Source organism: Streptomyces aureoversilis (assembly GCF_042657885.1).
Classification (GTDB): Bacteria; Actinomycetota; Actinomycetes; order Streptomycetales; family Streptomycetaceae; genus Streptomyces; species Streptomyces aureoversilis.
In genome coordinates this window covers 185,931-201,573 of the sequence record NZ_JBHSKJ010000015.1, presented here as the reverse complement: position 1 = coordinate 201,573, position 15,643 = coordinate 185,931, and the positions used below count along the sequence as shown (strand labels likewise).

General features: G+C 70.7%; 15 protein-coding genes. All 15 read left to right on the top strand.

Annotated features, from left to right (window positions below):
- The first annotated feature begins 95 nt into the window (after positions 1-95).
- The 15 genes from rho to atpA all read left to right on the top strand — a co-directional run bounded on the left by rho (position 96) and on the right by atpA (position 15,642).
- Complete coding sequence (gene rho, locus ACFPP6_RS25405) at positions 96-2,147, top strand: transcription termination factor Rho (protein ID WP_382046618.1); 2,052 nt, start codon at positions 96-98, stop codon at positions 2,145-2,147.
- 313 nt (positions 2,148-2,460) lie between these two features.
- Complete coding sequence (locus ACFPP6_RS25400; RefSeq protein ID WP_382046615.1) at positions 2,461-3,579, top strand: LCP family protein; 1,119 nt, start codon at positions 2,461-2,463, stop codon at positions 3,577-3,579.
- Positions 3,580-3,792: 213 nt separating this feature from the next.
- Complete coding sequence (gene rpmE / locus ACFPP6_RS25395) at positions 3,793-4,017, top strand: 50S ribosomal protein L31 (protein ID WP_086573283.1); 225 nt, start codon at positions 3,793-3,795, stop codon at positions 4,015-4,017.
- Positions 4,018-4,134: 117 nt separating this feature from the next.
- Positions 4,135-5,214 (top strand): peptide chain release factor 1, encoded by a 1,080-nt coding sequence (gene prfA / locus ACFPP6_RS25390; RefSeq protein ID WP_190022139.1) that lies wholly within the window; start codon positions 4,135-4,137, stop codon positions 5,212-5,214.
- A gap of 97 nt (positions 5,215-5,311) precedes the next feature.
- Positions 5,312-6,157 carry a peptide chain release factor N(5)-glutamine methyltransferase gene (gene prmC / locus ACFPP6_RS25385; protein ID WP_058046286.1) on the top strand — a complete coding sequence of 282 codons (846 nt, stop codon included), beginning with the start codon at positions 5,312-5,314 and terminating at the stop codon, positions 6,155-6,157.
- Between the two features lie 52 nt (positions 6,158-6,209).
- A complete protein-coding gene (locus ACFPP6_RS25380; RefSeq protein WP_058046287.1) occupies positions 6,210-6,857 on the top strand; it encodes an L-threonylcarbamoyladenylate synthase in 648 nt (215 codons plus the stop codon).
- A complete protein-coding gene (locus ACFPP6_RS25375) occupies positions 6,854-7,513 on the top strand; it encodes an arsenate reductase/protein-tyrosine-phosphatase family protein (RefSeq protein WP_382046610.1) in 660 nt (219 codons plus the stop codon). The genes ACFPP6_RS25380 and ACFPP6_RS25375 overlap by 4 nt, the downstream gene beginning before the upstream one ends.
- 92 nt (positions 7,514-7,605) lie before the next feature.
- Positions 7,606-8,880 (top strand): serine hydroxymethyltransferase, encoded by a 1,275-nt coding sequence (locus ACFPP6_RS25370; protein ID WP_382046608.1) that lies wholly within the window; start codon positions 7,606-7,608, stop codon positions 8,878-8,880.
- 99 nt (positions 8,881-8,979) lie between these two features.
- A complete protein-coding gene (locus tag ACFPP6_RS25365; RefSeq protein ID WP_382046740.1) occupies positions 8,980-10,365 on the top strand; it encodes an MraY family glycosyltransferase in 1,386 nt (461 codons plus the stop codon).
- Positions 10,366-10,674: 309 nt separating this feature from the next.
- Positions 10,675-11,112: a hypothetical protein gene (locus tag ACFPP6_RS25360; protein WP_336005764.1), complete on the top strand. Its 438-nt coding sequence runs from the start codon at positions 10,675-10,677 to the stop codon at positions 11,110-11,112.
- A 258-nt stretch (positions 11,113-11,370) separates the two neighbouring features.
- Positions 11,371-12,180, top strand: a complete 810-nt coding sequence (gene atpB / locus ACFPP6_RS25355; RefSeq protein WP_246430503.1) for a F0F1 ATP synthase subunit A — start codon at positions 11,371-11,373, stop codon at positions 12,178-12,180.
- Positions 12,181-12,256: 76 nt separating this feature from the next.
- Positions 12,257-12,508, top strand: a complete 252-nt coding sequence (gene atpE, locus ACFPP6_RS25350) for an ATP synthase F0 subunit C (RefSeq protein WP_087926250.1) — start codon at positions 12,257-12,259, stop codon at positions 12,506-12,508.
- Positions 12,509-12,549: 41 nt separating this feature from the next.
- Positions 12,550-13,119 (top strand): F0F1 ATP synthase subunit B, encoded by a 570-nt coding sequence (locus ACFPP6_RS25345; protein ID WP_179082673.1) that lies wholly within the window; start codon positions 12,550-12,552, stop codon positions 13,117-13,119.
- On the top strand, positions 13,116-13,934 hold the full coding sequence (locus tag ACFPP6_RS25340; protein WP_382046603.1) for a F0F1 ATP synthase subunit delta: 819 nt from the start codon (positions 13,116-13,118) through the stop codon (positions 13,932-13,934). Before ACFPP6_RS25345 ends, ACFPP6_RS25340 begins: the two co-directional genes overlap by 4 nt.
- A 136-nt stretch (positions 13,935-14,070) precedes the next feature.
- Positions 14,071-15,642 (top strand): F0F1 ATP synthase subunit alpha, encoded by a 1,572-nt coding sequence (atpA, locus tag ACFPP6_RS25335; RefSeq protein ID WP_058046295.1) that lies wholly within the window; start codon positions 14,071-14,073, stop codon positions 15,640-15,642.
- The last annotated feature ends 1 nt before the right edge of the window (position 15,643 follow it).

Sequence of the window (15,643 nt, the reverse complement as noted above, 5' to 3'; positions counted from 1 at the left end):
CCGGCCCGGTCCGCAAACCGCCAGACCGTAGCCGGACAGCACAACCGGTCGCCGAGCCAGACAGGCCGACGCCCGCTCCAGGGAAGGACCCCTTCGTGAGCGACACCACCGATCTGATGGGCGTGAACGCCGGCGCCACCGGCAATGCCTCCGCGCCCGCCACGGACGCTCCCGCCGCGCCTGCCACCGGTGCTGCCACCGCCCCCAAGCGGCGCCGCTCGGGCACGGGCCTCGATGCCATGGTCCTGGCCGAGCTCCAGCAGCTCGCCTCGAGCCTCGGCATCAAGGGCACCGCGCGGATGCGTAAAGGCCAGCTGATCGAGGTCATCAAGGAGAGGCAGGCCGGCTCCTCCGCCGCGCCCGCCAAGGCCGACGCGGCAGCGCCGTCCGCGGACGCCGAGACCAAGCCGAAGCGCCGCGCCACCTCCAAGGCCCGTACGGGTGAGGCGGCCGAGAAGGCCGAGGCCAAGACCGAGAAGGCTGCTGCCGCGCAGCAGCAGATCGAGATCCCGGGCCAGCCGGGCAGCGACGAGCAGCCGGCCGCCGAGCGCCGCCGCCGCCGGGCCACCGCGCCCGCCGGCAGCCCCGAGGGCACCGAGGTCAAGACCGAGGCCCGCGCCGAGGAGCGCACCGAGGCCAAGGCCGAGACCGCGCTGGACACCGCCGAGGGCAAGGCCGCCAAGGGCGACCGCCAGGACCGCGCCGAGCGCGGCCAGAAGGGCGACCGCCGTGAGCGCGGCGACCGCGGCGACCGCCAGGACCGCGGCGAGCGCGGTCAGCGCGACCGCCGTGAGCGCGGCAACCGCGGCGACGACGCCGGCCAGCAGGGCGGCGCCGGCCGCCAGCAGCGCGACGGCCGTGGCGCGCCTCAGGGCGCCCAGGGCGGCCCGCAGGACGAGGACGACTTCGAGGGCGGCCGCCGCGGCCGCCGTGGCCGCTACCGCGACCGCCGTGGCCGTCGTGGCCGCGACGACTTCGGCAACGAGCCGCAGGTCTCCGAGGACGACGTCCTGATTCCCGTCGCGGGCATCCTGGACATCCTCGACAACTACGCGTTCATCCGTACCTCCGGTTACCTGCCCGGCCCGAACGACGTCTACGTCTCCCTCGCCCAGGTCCGCAAGAACGGCCTGCGCAAGGGTGACCACGTCACCGGTGCGGTGCGGCAGCCGAAGGACGGCGAGCGGCGCGAGAAGTTCAACGCCCTTGTCCGCCTTGACTCGGCCAACGGCATGTCGGCCGAATCCGGCCGCGGGCGCCCCGAGTTCAACAAGCTCACCCCGCTCTACCCGCAGGACCGCCTGCGGTTGGAGACCGACCCGGGCGTGCTGACGACCCGGATCATCGATCTGGTCGCCCCCATCGGCAAGGGCCAGCGCGGTCTGATCGTGGCCCCGCCGAAGACCGGTAAGACCATGATCATGCAGGCGATCGCCAACGCGATCACCACCAACAACCCCGAGTGCCACCTGATGGTCGTCCTGGTCGACGAGCGTCCGGAAGAGGTCACCGACATGCAGCGGTCGGTCAAGGGCGAGGTCATCTCCTCGACCTTCGACCGCCCGGCCGAGGACCACACCACCGTCGCCGAGCTGGCCATCGAGCGCGCCAAGCGCCTCGTGGAGCTGGGTCACGACGTGGTCGTCCTGCTGGACTCGATCACCCGTCTGGGCCGCGCCTACAACCTGGCCGCCCCGGCCTCGGGCCGCATCCTGTCCGGTGGTGTCGACTCGACCGCGCTCTACCCGCCGAAGAAGTTCTTCGGTGCCGCGCGCAACATCGAGGACGGCGGCTCGCTGACCATCCTGGCCACCGCGCTGGTCGAGACCGGCTCGCGCATGGACGAGGTGATCTTCGAGGAGTTCAAGGGCACCGGCAACATGGAGCTCAAGCTCGACCGGAAGCTCGCCGACAAGCGCATCTTCCCCGCCGTCGACGTGGACCCCTCGGGTACGCGCAAGGAGGAGATCCTCCTGGGCAGCGAGGAGCTGGCGATCGTCTGGAAGCTGCGCCGGGTGCTGCACGCGCTCGACTCGCAGCAGGCCATCGAGCTGCTCCTCGACAAGATGAAGCAGACCAAGTCGAACGCCGAGTTCCTGATGCAGATCGCGAAGACCACGCCCTCCTCGGGCAACGGCAACGACTGATTCGCATCCCGCGGCTCAAGGAGGCCCCTCGTCACCTCGGTGGCGGGGGGCCTCCGCCGTGATCTTCCTGTGACATTCTGAGATCTGCGCCACAGCCGCGCGGCTCCGCACTGGCCGGAATCATTGCCTCGCATTTGACTGAAATCGCAGGTGGCGAGGGGTAGTAGTGATCGCCGGCCGCTCCGCCCGGAGGGGCGTTTCTAAGACAGTCCTCAGAAAACGCTGTGCAACCCTGTCGCAGGCTTCCCCGTCAATCAGCGCAGGGGGGACAAGCCGGGGAGAGGCCCGGGGACCGTGGAGGACTGAGGAGCGCATGGCCGACGAGAGCAGTGGCACGTCAGCGGGTTCGCACCGCCGCCGTGCCGGCGGGACCCGCGGCCGGCGCCGCAAGGCCCGTCCGCGCCGCAAGGGCTGGCGAATAGCCGCCTGGACGGCCACCGGTGTGGTCCTCGCGGGCGGCGCCGGGGCGGGGTTCCTCTACTACAAGTTCAACGGGAACCTCAGCAGCGTCGACATCAACGCGGCCCTGGGCAAGAACCGGCCGGAGAACGTCGACAACGGCTCGCAGGACATCCTCGTCCTCGGCTCCGACTCCCGCGCCGGCGACAACGGCAAGTACGGCAGGGACGAGGGCAGCTCCCGCTCCGACACGGCGATGATCGTGCACGTCTACGCGGGTCACAAGAAGGCCAGCGTCGTCTCGATCCCGCGCGACACCATCGTCGCCCGCCCCGCGTGCAAGACCCCCGAGGGGAAGACCAGCCCGGCGGTCAAGCGCGGGCAGTTCAACGAGGCGTACTCCATCGGGGGCGCGGTCTGCGCGGTCAAGACCGTCGAGGCGATGACGCAGATCCGCATGGACCACTACATGGAGGTCGACTTCGCCGGCTTCCAGAAGCTCATCGACAAGCTGGGCGGCGTGGAGGTCACCACCACCAAGGCCATCCACGACAAGTCGAGCCACCTCGACCTCGAGGCCGGCACCCACAAGCTCAACGGCGAGCAGTCCCTCGGCCTCGTCCGCACCCGCAAGGCCGTCGGCGACGGCAGCGACCTCGGCCGGATCAAGCTCCAGCAGGCGTTCATCAAGGCGCTGCTGGACCAGGTCAAGCAGGTCGGGCTGTTCACCAGCCCCACCAAGCTCTACGGGATCGCCGACACCGCCACCAAGGCGCTCACCACCGACCGCGAGCTGGCCTCGGTCGACAAGCTGTACTCCTTCGCCAACGGCCTCAAGGGCATCGGCTCCGGCGACATGCACATGGTGACGCTGCCGGTGGGCGACGACCCCGCCGACCGCAACCGGGTGATCCCGCTGACGGAGGCGAGCGAGCAGATCTGGACCGCGCTCCGCGCGGACCGGCCCATCCCGGAGGCCGCCCTGCAGGACGGCGCGGGCGCGAAGACGGGCGCCGAGGACGTCGTCAAGTGATCTCCGGTGCCGGACGGCACGCCGCCGGACGGCACCCGGCCGCACGGCCGCCGGACCCCCGCTGACCAGGCACCGGAGCCCTTGGGAATAACCGGCCGCGACCTCCCGTTTTGGGGGATGCGGCCAGTACTGGCAAACTGGTCCGTCGGCCCCGGTTCACGTAAGGCAATCCCGCCTCTACGACCCGGAGCCCTCCCGAACCTAGGAGACCCCTTGAAGCGCGACATCCACCCGGAGTACGTCGAGACGCAGGTCAGCTGCACCTGTGGCGCCTCGTTCACCACCCGTAGCACCGTCGCCGACGGCACCATCCGTGCCGACGTGTGCTCCGAGTGCCACCCGTTCTACACGGGCAAGCAGAAGATCCTCGACACCGGTGGCCGCGTGGCGCGGTTCGAGGCCCGCTTCGGCAAGACCGCCGGGTCCGCCAAGAAGTAGCGACCCGCAGGCGCCGGTCCTCGGTCGCCCTCCGCGTGCGAGGGCGACCGGACCGGCGCTTTGTCGTCCAGCAGGCCCGACAGTCAGGCCGTCACTTCCAGCAGCTAGGGAAACCCCATGTTCGAGGCAGTCGAGGAACTGATCGGTGAGCACGCCGACCTCGAGAAGCGGCTCGCCGACCCCGCCGTGCACGCGGACCAGGCCAACGCCCGCAAGCTCAACAAGCGCTACGCCGAGCTGACGCCGATCGTCGGGACCTACCGCTCCTGGAAGCAGGCGGGGGACGACATCGAGACCGCTCGCGAGTTCGCCGCCGACGACCCCGACTTCGCCGCCGAGGTCAAGGACCTGGAGAAGCAGCGCGAGGAGCTCACCGAGAAGCTCCGCCTGCTCCTCGTCCCGCGCGACCCCAGCGACGACAAGGACGTCATCCTCGAGATCAAGGCCGGTGCGGGCGGCGACGAGTCCGCACTGTTCGCCGGCGACCTGCTGCGCATGTACCTGCGCTACGCCGAGCGCGTCGGCTGGAAGACCGAGATCATCGACTCCACCGAGTCCGAGCTCGGCGGCTACAAGGACGTCCAGGTCGCGGTGAAGACCAAGGGCGGCAACGGCGCCACCGAGCCCGGCCAGGGCGTGTGGGCCCGGCTGAAGTACGAGGGCGGCGTCCACCGCGTCCAGCGCGTGCCGGCCACCGAGTCCCAGGGCCGCATCCACACCTCCGCCGCCGGCGTGCTCGTCACGCCCGAGGCCGAGGAGGTCGACGTCGAGATCAACATGAACGATCTGCGCATCGACGTCTACCGCTCCTCCGGCCCCGGCGGCCAGTCCGTCAACACCACCGACTCCGCGGTCCGCATCACCCACCTGCCGACCGGCGTCGTCGCCTCCTGCCAGAACGAGAAGAGCCAGCTCCAGAACAAGGAGCAGGCCCTGCGCATCCTGCGCTCGCGGCTGCTCGCCGCGGCCCAGGAGAAGGCCGAGGCCGAGGCCGCCGACGCCCGCCGCAGCCAGGTGCGCACCGTCGACCGCTCCGAGAAGATCCGGACGTACAACTTCCCGGAAAACCGCATCTCGGACCACCGCGTCGGCTTCAAGGCGTACAACTTGGACCAGGTGCTCGACGGCGAGCTGGACCCGATGATCCAGGCGTGCGTGGACGCCGACTCCGCCGCCAAGCTCGCCGCCGCGGGCTGACCGCAGACCGCAAGCCCGTCCGCGACCGCCGGAACGGCCCCGCCCCGGGGCCGCCCGCAGGCCGGGGACGACGATCCGAAGACGCGAGAGGACCACTGTGAATCTGCTGCTCGCCGAAGTGGCGCAAGCCACTCAGCGGCTGGCCGACGCCGGCGTACCTTCTCCGCGCTTCGACGCGGAGGAGCTCGCCGCCTTCGTGCACGGCGTCAAGCGGGGTGAGCTGCACCAGGTCGCGGACGCCGACTTCGACGCCCGCTACTGGGAGGCCGTCGCCCGCCGCGAGGCCCGGGAGCCGCTCCAGCACATCACCGGCCGCGCCTTCTTCCGCTACCTGGAGCTCCAGGTCGGCCCCGGCGTCTTCGTCCCCCGCCCCGAGACCGAGTCGGTCGTCGGCTGGGCCATAGACGCCGTACGGGCCATGGACGTCGTCGAGCCCCTGATCGTCGACCTGTGCACCGGCTCCGGCGCCATCGCCCTCGCCCTCGCCCAGGAGGTGCCCCGCTCGCGCGTGCACGCCGTCGAGCTGGACGAGACCGCCCTCGGCTGGGCCCGCAAGAACGTCGAGGGCTCCCGCGTGACCCTCCACCACGGCGACGCCCTCACCGCGCTGCCCGAGCTCGACGGCCAGGTCGACCTCGTCGTCAGCAACCCGCCGTACATCCCGCTCACCGAATGGGAGTACGTCGCCCCCGAGGCCCGCGACCACGACCCGCAGCTCGCCCTGTTCTCCGGCGAGGACGGCCTCGACACCATCCGCGGCATCGAGCGCACCGCCCACCGGCTGCTGCGCCCGGGCGGCGTCGTCGTCATCGAGCACGCCGACACCCAGGGCGGCCAGGTCCCGTGGATCTTCACCGAGGAGCGCGGCTGGGCCGACGCCGCCGACCACCCCGACCTGAACAACCGCCCCCGCTTCGCCACCGCGCGGAAGGCCATGCCGTGACGACGGCACCCCTGACATCTGCCCTGTTCACCCCGTACGAGGAGGTCCGTTAATGGCACGGCGATACGACTGCAGCGACGCGACCGACCGCAAGACCGGCCTGCGCGAGGCCGTCGCCGCGGTGCGCCGCGGTGAGCTGGTCGTGCTGCCCACCGACACCGTGTACGGCATCGGTGCGGACGCCTTCAGCCGCGAGGCCGTCGGCGATCTCCTGCAGGCCAAGGGCCGCGGCCGCGGCATGCCCTCGCCCGTCCTCGTCGGCTCCCCGAACACCCTGCACGGCCTCGTCACGGACTTCTCCGAGCAGGCCTGGGAGCTCGTCGACGCCTTCTGGCCCGGCGCGCTCACCCTCGTCGCCAACCACCAGCCGTCCCTGACCTGGGACCTGGGCGAGACCCGCGGCACCGTCGCCGTCCGGATGCCGCTGCACCCGGTCGCCATCGAGCTGCTCACCGAGTTCGGCCCGATGGCCGTCTCCAGCGCCAACCTCACCGGCCACCCGGCGCCGCAGGACTGCGACGCCGCCCAGGAGATGCTCGGCGACTCCGTCTCCGTCTACCTCGACGGCGGCCCCACCCCCGCCGACGTGCCGTCCTCCATCGTGGACGTCACCGGCAAGGTCCCCGTGCTGCTGCGCGCCGGTGCGATCAGCGCCGAGCAGCTGCGCGAGGTGGTACCCGACCTCGAGGTGGCGAATTGATCGCCCCGCAGGGGCGTGGCATAGCGGGACCGGACACGGCGGCCAAGGCCGACACCTTCCGCATCCTCCACGTCAGCACCGGCAACGTCTGCCGCTCGCCCATCACCGAGCGGCTGACCCGCCATGCCCTCACCGACCGGCTCGGCGACCCCTTCGCGGGCGGCCTGGTGGTGGAGAGCGCCGGCACCTGGGGCCACGAGGGGGCTCCGATGGAGGCGCACGCCGCCACCGTCCTCGCCGACCTCGGCGCCGACCCGCACGGGTTCACCGGCCGCGAGCTGCTCGACGAGCACGTCATCCGCGCCGACCTCGTCCTGACCGCCACCCGCGACCACCGCGCCCAGGTCATCTCCATGGGCCACTCGGCCGGGCTGCGCACCTTCACGCTGAAGGAGTTCACCCGGCTGGTGCGGGCCATAGACCCCGCGACCCTCCCGGACCCCGAGCGGGCCGGCGGCGTGGTCGAGCGGGCCCGCGCCCTGGTGCAGGCCGCCGCCGCCCTGCGCGGCTGGCTGCTCGCCCCGAACGCGGAGGCCGACGAGGTCCACGACCCCTACGGCGCCCCGATCACCTTCTTCCGCTCCATCGGCGACGAGATCAACCAGGCCCTCGACCCGGTCCTCACCGCACTCACCGGGCGCTCCGCCCGGTCCTGACCGCCTGCGCCGGCGCGGGCGCGGGCCTACATTGGGTGGCACAACCGCATCTTCCGATGCCCCGTGCACCACCGAGGTCCGGAGCGCGCGCCATGCCGGTCACCGCAGCAGCACCCCACACCCACTGGAGTCCCGACTTCGCCGCGCTGCGCCGTCAGGACCCGGAGCTGGCGGGCCTGGTGCTCGCCGAGCTCGAGCGGCAGTCCACGGGCCTCCAGCTGATCGCCGCCGAGAACTTCACCTCGCCCGCCGTCCTCGCGGCCCTCGGCTCCCCGCTCGCCAACAAGTACGCCGAGGGCTATCCCGGCGCCCGCCACCACGGCGGCTGCGAGCTGGTCGACCTCGCCGAGCGCATCGCCGCCGACCGCGCCAAGGCCCTCTTCGGCGCCGGGCACGCCAACGTCCAGCCCCACTCCGGCTCCGCCGCGGTGCTCGCCGCCTACGCCGCCCTGCTGCGCCCGGGCGACAAGGTGCTGGCCATGGGCCTGCGGTACGGCGGGCACCTCACGCACGGCTCGCCCGCGAACTTCTCCGGCCGCTGGTTCGACTTCACCGGCTACGGCGTACGCCGCGACACCGGCCTGATCGACTACGACGAGGTCCGGGCGCTGGCCCGCGAGCACCGGCCCAGGGCGATCGTCTGCGGCTCGATCTCGTACCCGCGCCACCCCGACTACGCGGCCTTCCGGGAGATCGCCGACGAGACGGGCGCCTACCTGATCGTGGACGCCGCCCACCCCATCGGCCTGGTCGCCGGGGGAGCGGCGCCGAACCCCGTGCCGTACGCCGACGTGGTGTGCGCGACCACCCACAAGGTGCTGCGCGGCCCCCGCGGCGGCATGATCCTGTGCCGCGCGGAGCTCGCGGGCCGGGTCGACCGCGCGGTCTTCCCCTTCTCCCAGGGCGGCGCGCAGATGCACACCGTCGCGGCGAAGGCGGTGGCCTTCGGGGAGGCGGCGACGCCGGCCTTCACGGCGTACGCCCATCAGGTGGTGGCCAACGCCCGCGCCCTTGCCGCCGTCCTGGCCGCTGAGGGCCTCGCTGTGACCACGGGCGGCACCGATACGCACATCATCACCGCCGACGTCTCCGGGCTCGCCCAGGAGGCCGCCACGGCCCGCGGCAGGCTCGCGGCGGCCGGCATCGTCCTGGACGTCTGCGGACTGCCCCACGGCACGGCGCACGGCCTGCGGCTGGGCACTGCCGCCGTGACGACGCAGGGCATGCGGGAGCCGGAGATGGCCCGGATCGGCGCGCTGATCGGGGCCGCGCTGCGGGGCGCGGGGCAGGACGGGGGCCTGCGCGGGGAGGTCGCCCGGCTCGCGGCGGGCTTCCCTCCCTACGCTCCTTATCCCGCGCACATCTGACGGCTGCAACCATCGCGGGTGGCCGTACGTCTACAGCTGTATTCACGGATCGGGGGCGGACGCGAATATGGTGTGGGGCTGTGATGTCCAGCGCGACCTCTGGGGCAGCCCGTGCGTGAATACCTGCTGACGCTGTGCGTCACCGCGGCAGTCACCTATCTGCTGACGGGACCGGTGCGGAAGTTCGCGATCGTGGCCGGCGCGATGCCGGAGATCCGCGCCCGCGACGTGCACCGGGAACCGACGCCGCGGCTCGGCGGTATCGCGATGTTCGGCGGCCTGTGCGCGGGCCTGCTGGTGGCGGCCCACCTGTCGAACCTGGGCAAGGTCTTCGAGCTGCACAGCGAGCCGCGGGCGCTGCTGTCGGGCGCCGGGCTGATCTGGATCCTCGGCGTGCTGGACGACAAGTGGGGCGTGGACGCCCTGGTCAAGCTGGGCGGCCAGATGATCGCCGCCGGTGTGATGGTGCTCCAGGGCCTGACGATCCTGTGGATCCCGGTGCCCGGCGTGGGCACGGTCGGGCTCACCCCCATGCAGGGCACGCTGCTGACGGTCGCCCTCGTGGTCATCACCATCAACGCGGTCAATTTCGTCGACGGCCTGGACGGCCTGGCCTCCGGAATGGTGTGCATCGCCGCCGCCGCGTTCTTCCTCTACGCCTACCGCCTGTGGTTCGGCCACAACGTGGAGGCGGCCGCACCCGCGACGCTGTTCGCCGCGATCCTGATGGGCATGTGCCTGGGATTCCTCCCGCACAATATGCACCCTGCACGTATCTTTATGGGCGATTCGGGCTCGATGCTCATCGGCCTGGTGCTCGCGGCGGGCGCCATCTCCATCACCGGCCAGGTCGACCCCGATGTGCTCAATGCATTCACGGGCGGTTCGGAGCGTGCGGTCGTGCACGCCACGGTGCCGGTCTACATCCCGCTGCTGCTGCCGCTGACGGTGATCGCGGTGCCCGTCGCGGACCTGCTGCTCGCCATCGTGCGGCGCACCTGGAACGGGCAGTCGCCGTTCGCCGCGGACCGCGGTCACCTGCACCACCGGCTGCTCGAAATCGGCCATTCGCACAGCCGTGCGGTGCTGATCATGTATTTCTGGTCGGGGCTCATCGCCTTCGGCACGGTGGCCTATTCCGTGCACTCGGCGAGCACCTGGATCCTGCTGCTGATCGTCGCGCTGAGCGCGGCCGGCCTCGTCCTGCTGCTGCTGCCGCGCTTCAAGCCGCGCGCCCCCCGCTGGGCCGAGGCGTTCGTGCCGCCGCGCTACCGCCGCCGCAAGGTGGCCGCCGCCGGGCCGGAGGCGGCCGCCGGGCCGGAGGCGGCCGCCGCGGAGCCGACGGCGGAGGCCGTGCCGGCCGGTGCCGAGCCCGCGGAGCCGGGGGAGGAGCGCGAGCCCGTGCCCGCCGGGGTGCACGGGGCCACGGCCATCGGCGACCGTTCGCGCTTCGCGCACGCCCGGGGGGTCGGCGGTAACCGCTGACGCCATCCGGAGGCATCCATTCCGGGGGTCGGAGGAAGCATCCGGGCGAAAATGCGAGTCGGTGTCTCTATCAGAGATCTTTCGGCTCGTCAGCGCTATGACCAGCGACATGACCCTTGCGTGTGACGTCGGGCACACGATGTAGGTAAAGACCTCATCAAATAGTTTGTGATACCGTTCACGAAACCCGGTGCTGGAGCCGAAGGACCGTAGTGCGGCGGTCCTCCGTCGCAAGCCGCGAGCATTTCCGGGGATACGCTCGTCCACGACGAATCGTTGCTTCCGACCTCATCGCCGGAGAAACCCTTCATGCAGTCCAACGACGCCCGAACACTCTTCCAGTGCGCCGTCCCGACCGCCGTGGCCGGCATCGTCGCCGCCGCCGTGAGCGGTGTGCTCGCCGGCGGCAAGGGTGCGGTCGGCGCCGTCGTCGGCACCCTCGTGGCGGGCGGCGTGATGGCCATGGGCCTGTTCGTTCTCCAGCGCACGGCGAAGTCCTTCCCGCACCTGTTCCAGGCCATGGGTCTGGTGCTCTACGTGACACAGTTCCTGATCTCCGCGGTCGTTCTCGCGGTCTTCCGGGACACGTCGCTGTTCAACACCCGGGCGTTCGCCTTCGCGCTGCTCGGCGCGGTCCTCGTGTGGACTGCCGCGCAGACCCGGGCGTATCTGAAGGCCAAGATCCTTTATGTCGATCCGGAATCCGCCGAGGCGAAGAAGTCCGCGCCCGCCGGGTCTCCGACGTGACCGGTAGGGCCGCGATAAAGGTGCCGACGCTCACCTGCTATCGTCCGGTGCCATCTGAGGCACAGTGGGCGCAGGCAGCTGAACACCCGAGTTTCCCGGGACGGAATCGGCAGTCCATGCAGCTGATGCCCGCGACCGGCCCCGCGCCGATCACCCGCCCCCCCATCCGCAAGACCAGTCCAGTGCCGTTCCGCGGCTGTGCGCCGCGCCGACACAACGAGGTTGCCGTACCTATGCGCCACGCTGAAGGAGCTCGCGGTGAGTGCTGACCAGATGCTCGCCTTCGAGACCGATTGCCACATCTTCGATGGGTGCGGCTTCCCAGCCCCGGGCCTCCACTCGTTCCTGTTCGAGCCGCTCTTCACCGTCGGCGGCATCGAGTTCAACAAGCCCATGCTGCTGGCCGTGCTGACCACGGTCATCGTCATCGGCTTCTTCTGGGCGGCCTTCGGCCGGGCCAAGGTGGTCCCCGGCAAGCTGCAGATGGTCGGTGAGGCGGGCTACGACTTCGTGCGCCGCGGCATCGTCTACGACTCGCTCGGCAAGAAGGAGGGCGAGAAGTACGTCCCCTTCATGGTCTCGCTGTTCTTCTTCGTCTGGATCATGAACCTCTGGTCGATCATTCCGGTCGCCCAGTTCCCGGTGACGTCGATCATCGCCTTCCCGGCGGCGCTCGCCCTGATCGTCTACGTCCTGTGGATGTACCTGACGTTCAAGAAGCACGGTTTCGTCGGCGGCCTGAAGAACATCGTCGGCTACGACAAGTCGCTCGGCCCGATCCTCCCGCTCGCCGTGGTCCTCGAGTTCTTCTCGAACGTGATCATCCGGCCCTTCACCCACGCGGTGCGGCTCTTCGCCAACATGTTCGCCGGTCACCTGCTGATCCTGATGTTCACCATCGCCAGCTGGTACCTGCTGAACGGGATCGGCATCGCCTACGCCGGCGTCTCCTTCGTGATGACCGTCGTGATGACCGCCTTCGAGCTGTTCATCCAGGCCGTCCAGGCGTACGTCTTCGTGCTGCTGGCCACCAACTACGTCCAGGGCGCGCTCGCAGAGCACCACTGAGCACCCCCGCTCCCCAGACCAACAGTCGTCCGGTGGCCAACCCCCACCGGTTCGTGAAAGAGAAGGAAGAACGAGCATGTCTGCTGCTCTCCAGACCATCGCCGCTGGTGTCGAGATCAAGGGCAACCTCGGCTCGATCGGCTACGGCCTCGCCGCGATCGGCCCCGGCGTCGGCGTCGGCATCGTCTTCGGTAACGGCACCCAGGCCCTGGCCCGCCAGCCCGAGGCCGCCGGCCTGATCCGCGCCAACCAGATCCTCGGCTTCGCCTTCTGTGAGGCGCTCGCCCTGATCGGTCTGGTCATGCCGTTCGTCTACCCGTCCGCCTGATCACAGCCTGACGACCACTGTTTTCGACGGAAGGCATTGATGTGAATCCCCTGGCAGTCCTGGCGAGCGAGGGGGAGCTGGAAAGCCCGCTCCTGCCCCCGCTCCCAGAGCTCGTCATCGGCCTGATCGCCTTCGCCATCGTCTTCATCTTCCTCGGCAAGAAGCTCCTCCCGAAGATCAACTCGACTCTGGACGAGCGCCGCGAGGCCATCGAAGGCGGCATGGAGAAGGCCGAGGCCGCCCAGGCCGAGGCGCAGCAGGTGCTCGAGGACTACCGGGCCCAGCTCGCCGACGCCCGCCATGAGGCCGCCCGCATGCGCCAGGAGGCGCAGGAGCAGGGCGCGTCGATGATCGCAGAGATGCGGTCCGAAGGTGAGCGTCAGCGCGAGGAGATCATCGCTGCCGGCCACGCCCAGATCGAGGCCGACCGCAAGGCCGCTTCGGCCTCGCTCCGCCAGGACGTGGGCAAGCTCGCCGGCGATCTGGCCGGCCGGATCGTCGGCGAGTCCCTCGCGGACGCGGCCCGGCAGAGCCGGACCATCGACCGCTTCCTCGACGACCTCGAGGCCAAGGCGGCGGCCGGTGCGACGAAGGCAGAGGCGAACCGATGAGTGGAGCGAGCCGGGAGGCGCAGGCCTCCGCACGTGAGCGCCTCGACGCGCTGGCGGACAACACCTCCGTGGACGCGGCGAAGCTCGCCGACGACCTCGCCGCGGTCACCGCGCTGCTGGACCGCGAGGTCTCGCTGCGCCGGGTCCTGACCGACCCCGCCCAGCCGGGCGAGGCCAAGTCCCAGCTGGCCGGGCGTCTGCTCGGCGGCCAGGTGGGCGGCGAGTGCGCCGACCTGGTCTCCGGGATGGTCCGTTCCCGCTGGTCGCGCTCGCGCGACCTGGTGGACGCGATCGAGGAGCTGGCCTCCGGCGCCGAGTTCATCGCCGCCGACCGCGCCGGTGTCCTGGACGACGTCGAGGACGAGCTGTTCCGCTTCGGCCGCATCGTCGCCTCCAGCTCCGAGCTGCGGGCCGCGCTGACGGACAAGGTCGCGAACCGCTCGGCCAAGGCCGCGCTGGTGAGCGAGCTGCTGGGGGGCCGGGCCAATCCGGTCACCGAGCGTCTCGTTGTCCGTCTTGTGGCACAGCCGCGGGGCCGTAGCCTGGAGGCGGGGCTCAACGCCCTCTCCAAGCTGGCCGCGGACCGCCGGGACCGTGTGGTCGCAGTGGTCACGTCCGCGGTGCCGATGAGCGATGCCCAGAAGCAGCGCCTCGGCGACGCGCTCGCCAAGCTGTACGGGCGCCGTGTCCACCTCAACCTGGACATCGACCCCGAGCTCATCGGCGGTGTGCAGGTGCGGATCGGCGACGAGGTCATCAACGGCAGCATCGCGGACCGGCTCGCCGAGGCGGACCGTCGGATGACGGCCGGCTGACAGCCACCAACTCAAGAGCATGACTGACGGCCCGAGTTGGGCCGACGGTGTCCTCCGGGGGCCCGCAGCACCGCTGCGGAACCCAGCCTCCGGAGAAGAAATACTTCGGGCCCAACAAGGAGAGCAGGGAACCCAGATGGCGGAGCTCACGATCCGGCCGGAGGAGATCCGGGACGCGCTGGAGAACTTTGTCCAGGCGTACAAGCCGGACGCGGCCTCGCGCGAGGAGGTCGGTACGGTCAGCGTTGCCGGCGACGGCATCGCTAAGGTCGAGGGCCTTCCCTCGGCCATGGCGAACGAGCTGCTGCGGTTCGAGGACGGAACCCTCGGTCTCGCCCTCAACCTCGAGGAGCGCGAGATCGGTGCGGTCGTCCTCGGCGAGTTCAGCGGCATCGAGGAGGGCCAGCCGGTGCAGCGCACCGGTGAGGTGCTCTCCGTCGCGGTCGGCGAGGGCTACCTCGGCCGCGTCGTCGACCCGCTGGGCAACCCGATCGACGGCCTCGGCGAGATCGCGACCGAGGGCCGGCGCGCCCTTGAGCTGCAGGCCCCCACGGTCATGCAGCGCAAGTCGGTCCACGAGCCGATGGAGACCGGCTACAAGGCCGTCGACGCGATGACCCCGGTCGGCCGCGGTCAGCGTCAGCTGATCATCGGTGACCGCCAGACCGGCAAGACCGCGCTGGCCGTCGACACGATCATCAACCAGCGCGACAACTGGCGCACCGGCGACCCGAAGAAGCAGGTCCGCTGCATCTACGTCGCCATCGGCCAGAAGGGCTCGACCATCGCCTCCGTGCGCGCGGCGCTGGAGGAGGCCGGTGCGCTGGAGTACACGACGATCGTCGCGGCCCCCGCGTCCGACCCGGCGGGCTTCAAGTTCCTCGCCCCCTACACCGGCTCGGCCATCGGTCAGCACTGGATGTACCAGGGCAAGCACGTCCTGATCGTCTTCGACGACCTGTCGAAGCAGGCCGACGCCTACCGCGCCGTGTCCCTGCTGCTGCGCCGCCCGCCGGGCCGTGAGGCCTACCCGGGTGACGTCTTCTACCTGCACTCGCGTCTGCTGGAGCGCTGCGCCAAGCTCTCCGACGAGATGGGCGCCGGCTCCATGACCGGTCTGCCGATCGTCGAGACCAAGGCCAACGACGTCTCGGCGTTCATCCCGACCAACGTCATCTCCATCACCGACGGCCAGTGCTTCCTGGAGTCCGACCTGTTCAACGCCGGCCAGCGCCCGGCCCTGAACGTCGGTATCTCGGTCTCCCGTGTCGGTGGCTCCGCCCAGCACAAGGCCATGAAGCAGGTCTCCGGCCGCCTCCGCGTGGACCTCGCTCAGTTCCGTGAGCTGGAGGCGTTCGCCGCCTTCGGTTCCGACCTGGACGCCGCGTCGAAGGCCTCGCTGGAGCGCGGCAAGCGCATGGTCGAGCTGCTGAAGCAGGCCCAGTACGCCCCGTACTCCACCGAGGACCAGGTCGTCTCGATCTGGGCCGGCACCACCGGCAAGATGGACGACGTCCCGGTCGAGGACATCCGCCGCTTCGAGCGCGAGCTGCTGGACTACCTGCACCGCGAGCACAAGGGCCTGATGACCAGCATCGTCGAGGGCGGCAAGATGTCCGACGACACGCTGCAGGCCGTGGGCGACGCGATCGCGTCCTTCAAGCAGCAGTTCGAGACCTCGGACGGCAAGCTGCTGGGCGAGGGCTGAG

Bases quoted from the DNA above. Each gene is read 5' to 3' on its own strand.
- ACFPP6_RS25400 (WP_382046615.1), top strand. From the start codon at position 2,461: ATGGCCGACGAGAGCAGTGGCACGTCAGCGGGTTCGCACCGCCGCCGT.
- prfA (WP_190022139.1), top strand. From the start codon at position 4,135: ATGTTCGAGGCAGTCGAGGAACTGATCGGTGAGCACGCCGACCTCGAG.
- ACFPP6_RS25380 (WP_058046287.1), top strand. From the start codon at position 6,210: ATGGCACGGCGATACGACTGCAGCGACGCGACCGACCGCAAGACCGGC.
- ACFPP6_RS25370 (WP_382046608.1), top strand. From the start codon at position 7,606: ATGCCGGTCACCGCAGCAGCACCCCACACCCACTGGAGTCCCGACTTC.
- ACFPP6_RS25360 (WP_336005764.1), top strand. From the start codon at position 10,675: ATGCAGTCCAACGACGCCCGAACACTCTTCCAGTGCGCCGTCCCGACC.
- atpE (WP_087926250.1), top strand. From the start codon at position 12,257: ATGTCTGCTGCTCTCCAGACCATCGCCGCTGGTGTCGAGATCAAGGGC.
- ACFPP6_RS25340 (WP_382046603.1), top strand. From the start codon at position 13,116: ATGAGTGGAGCGAGCCGGGAGGCGCAGGCCTCCGCACGTGAGCGCCTC.
- atpA (WP_058046295.1), top strand. From the start codon at position 14,071: ATGGCGGAGCTCACGATCCGGCCGGAGGAGATCCGGGACGCGCTGGAG.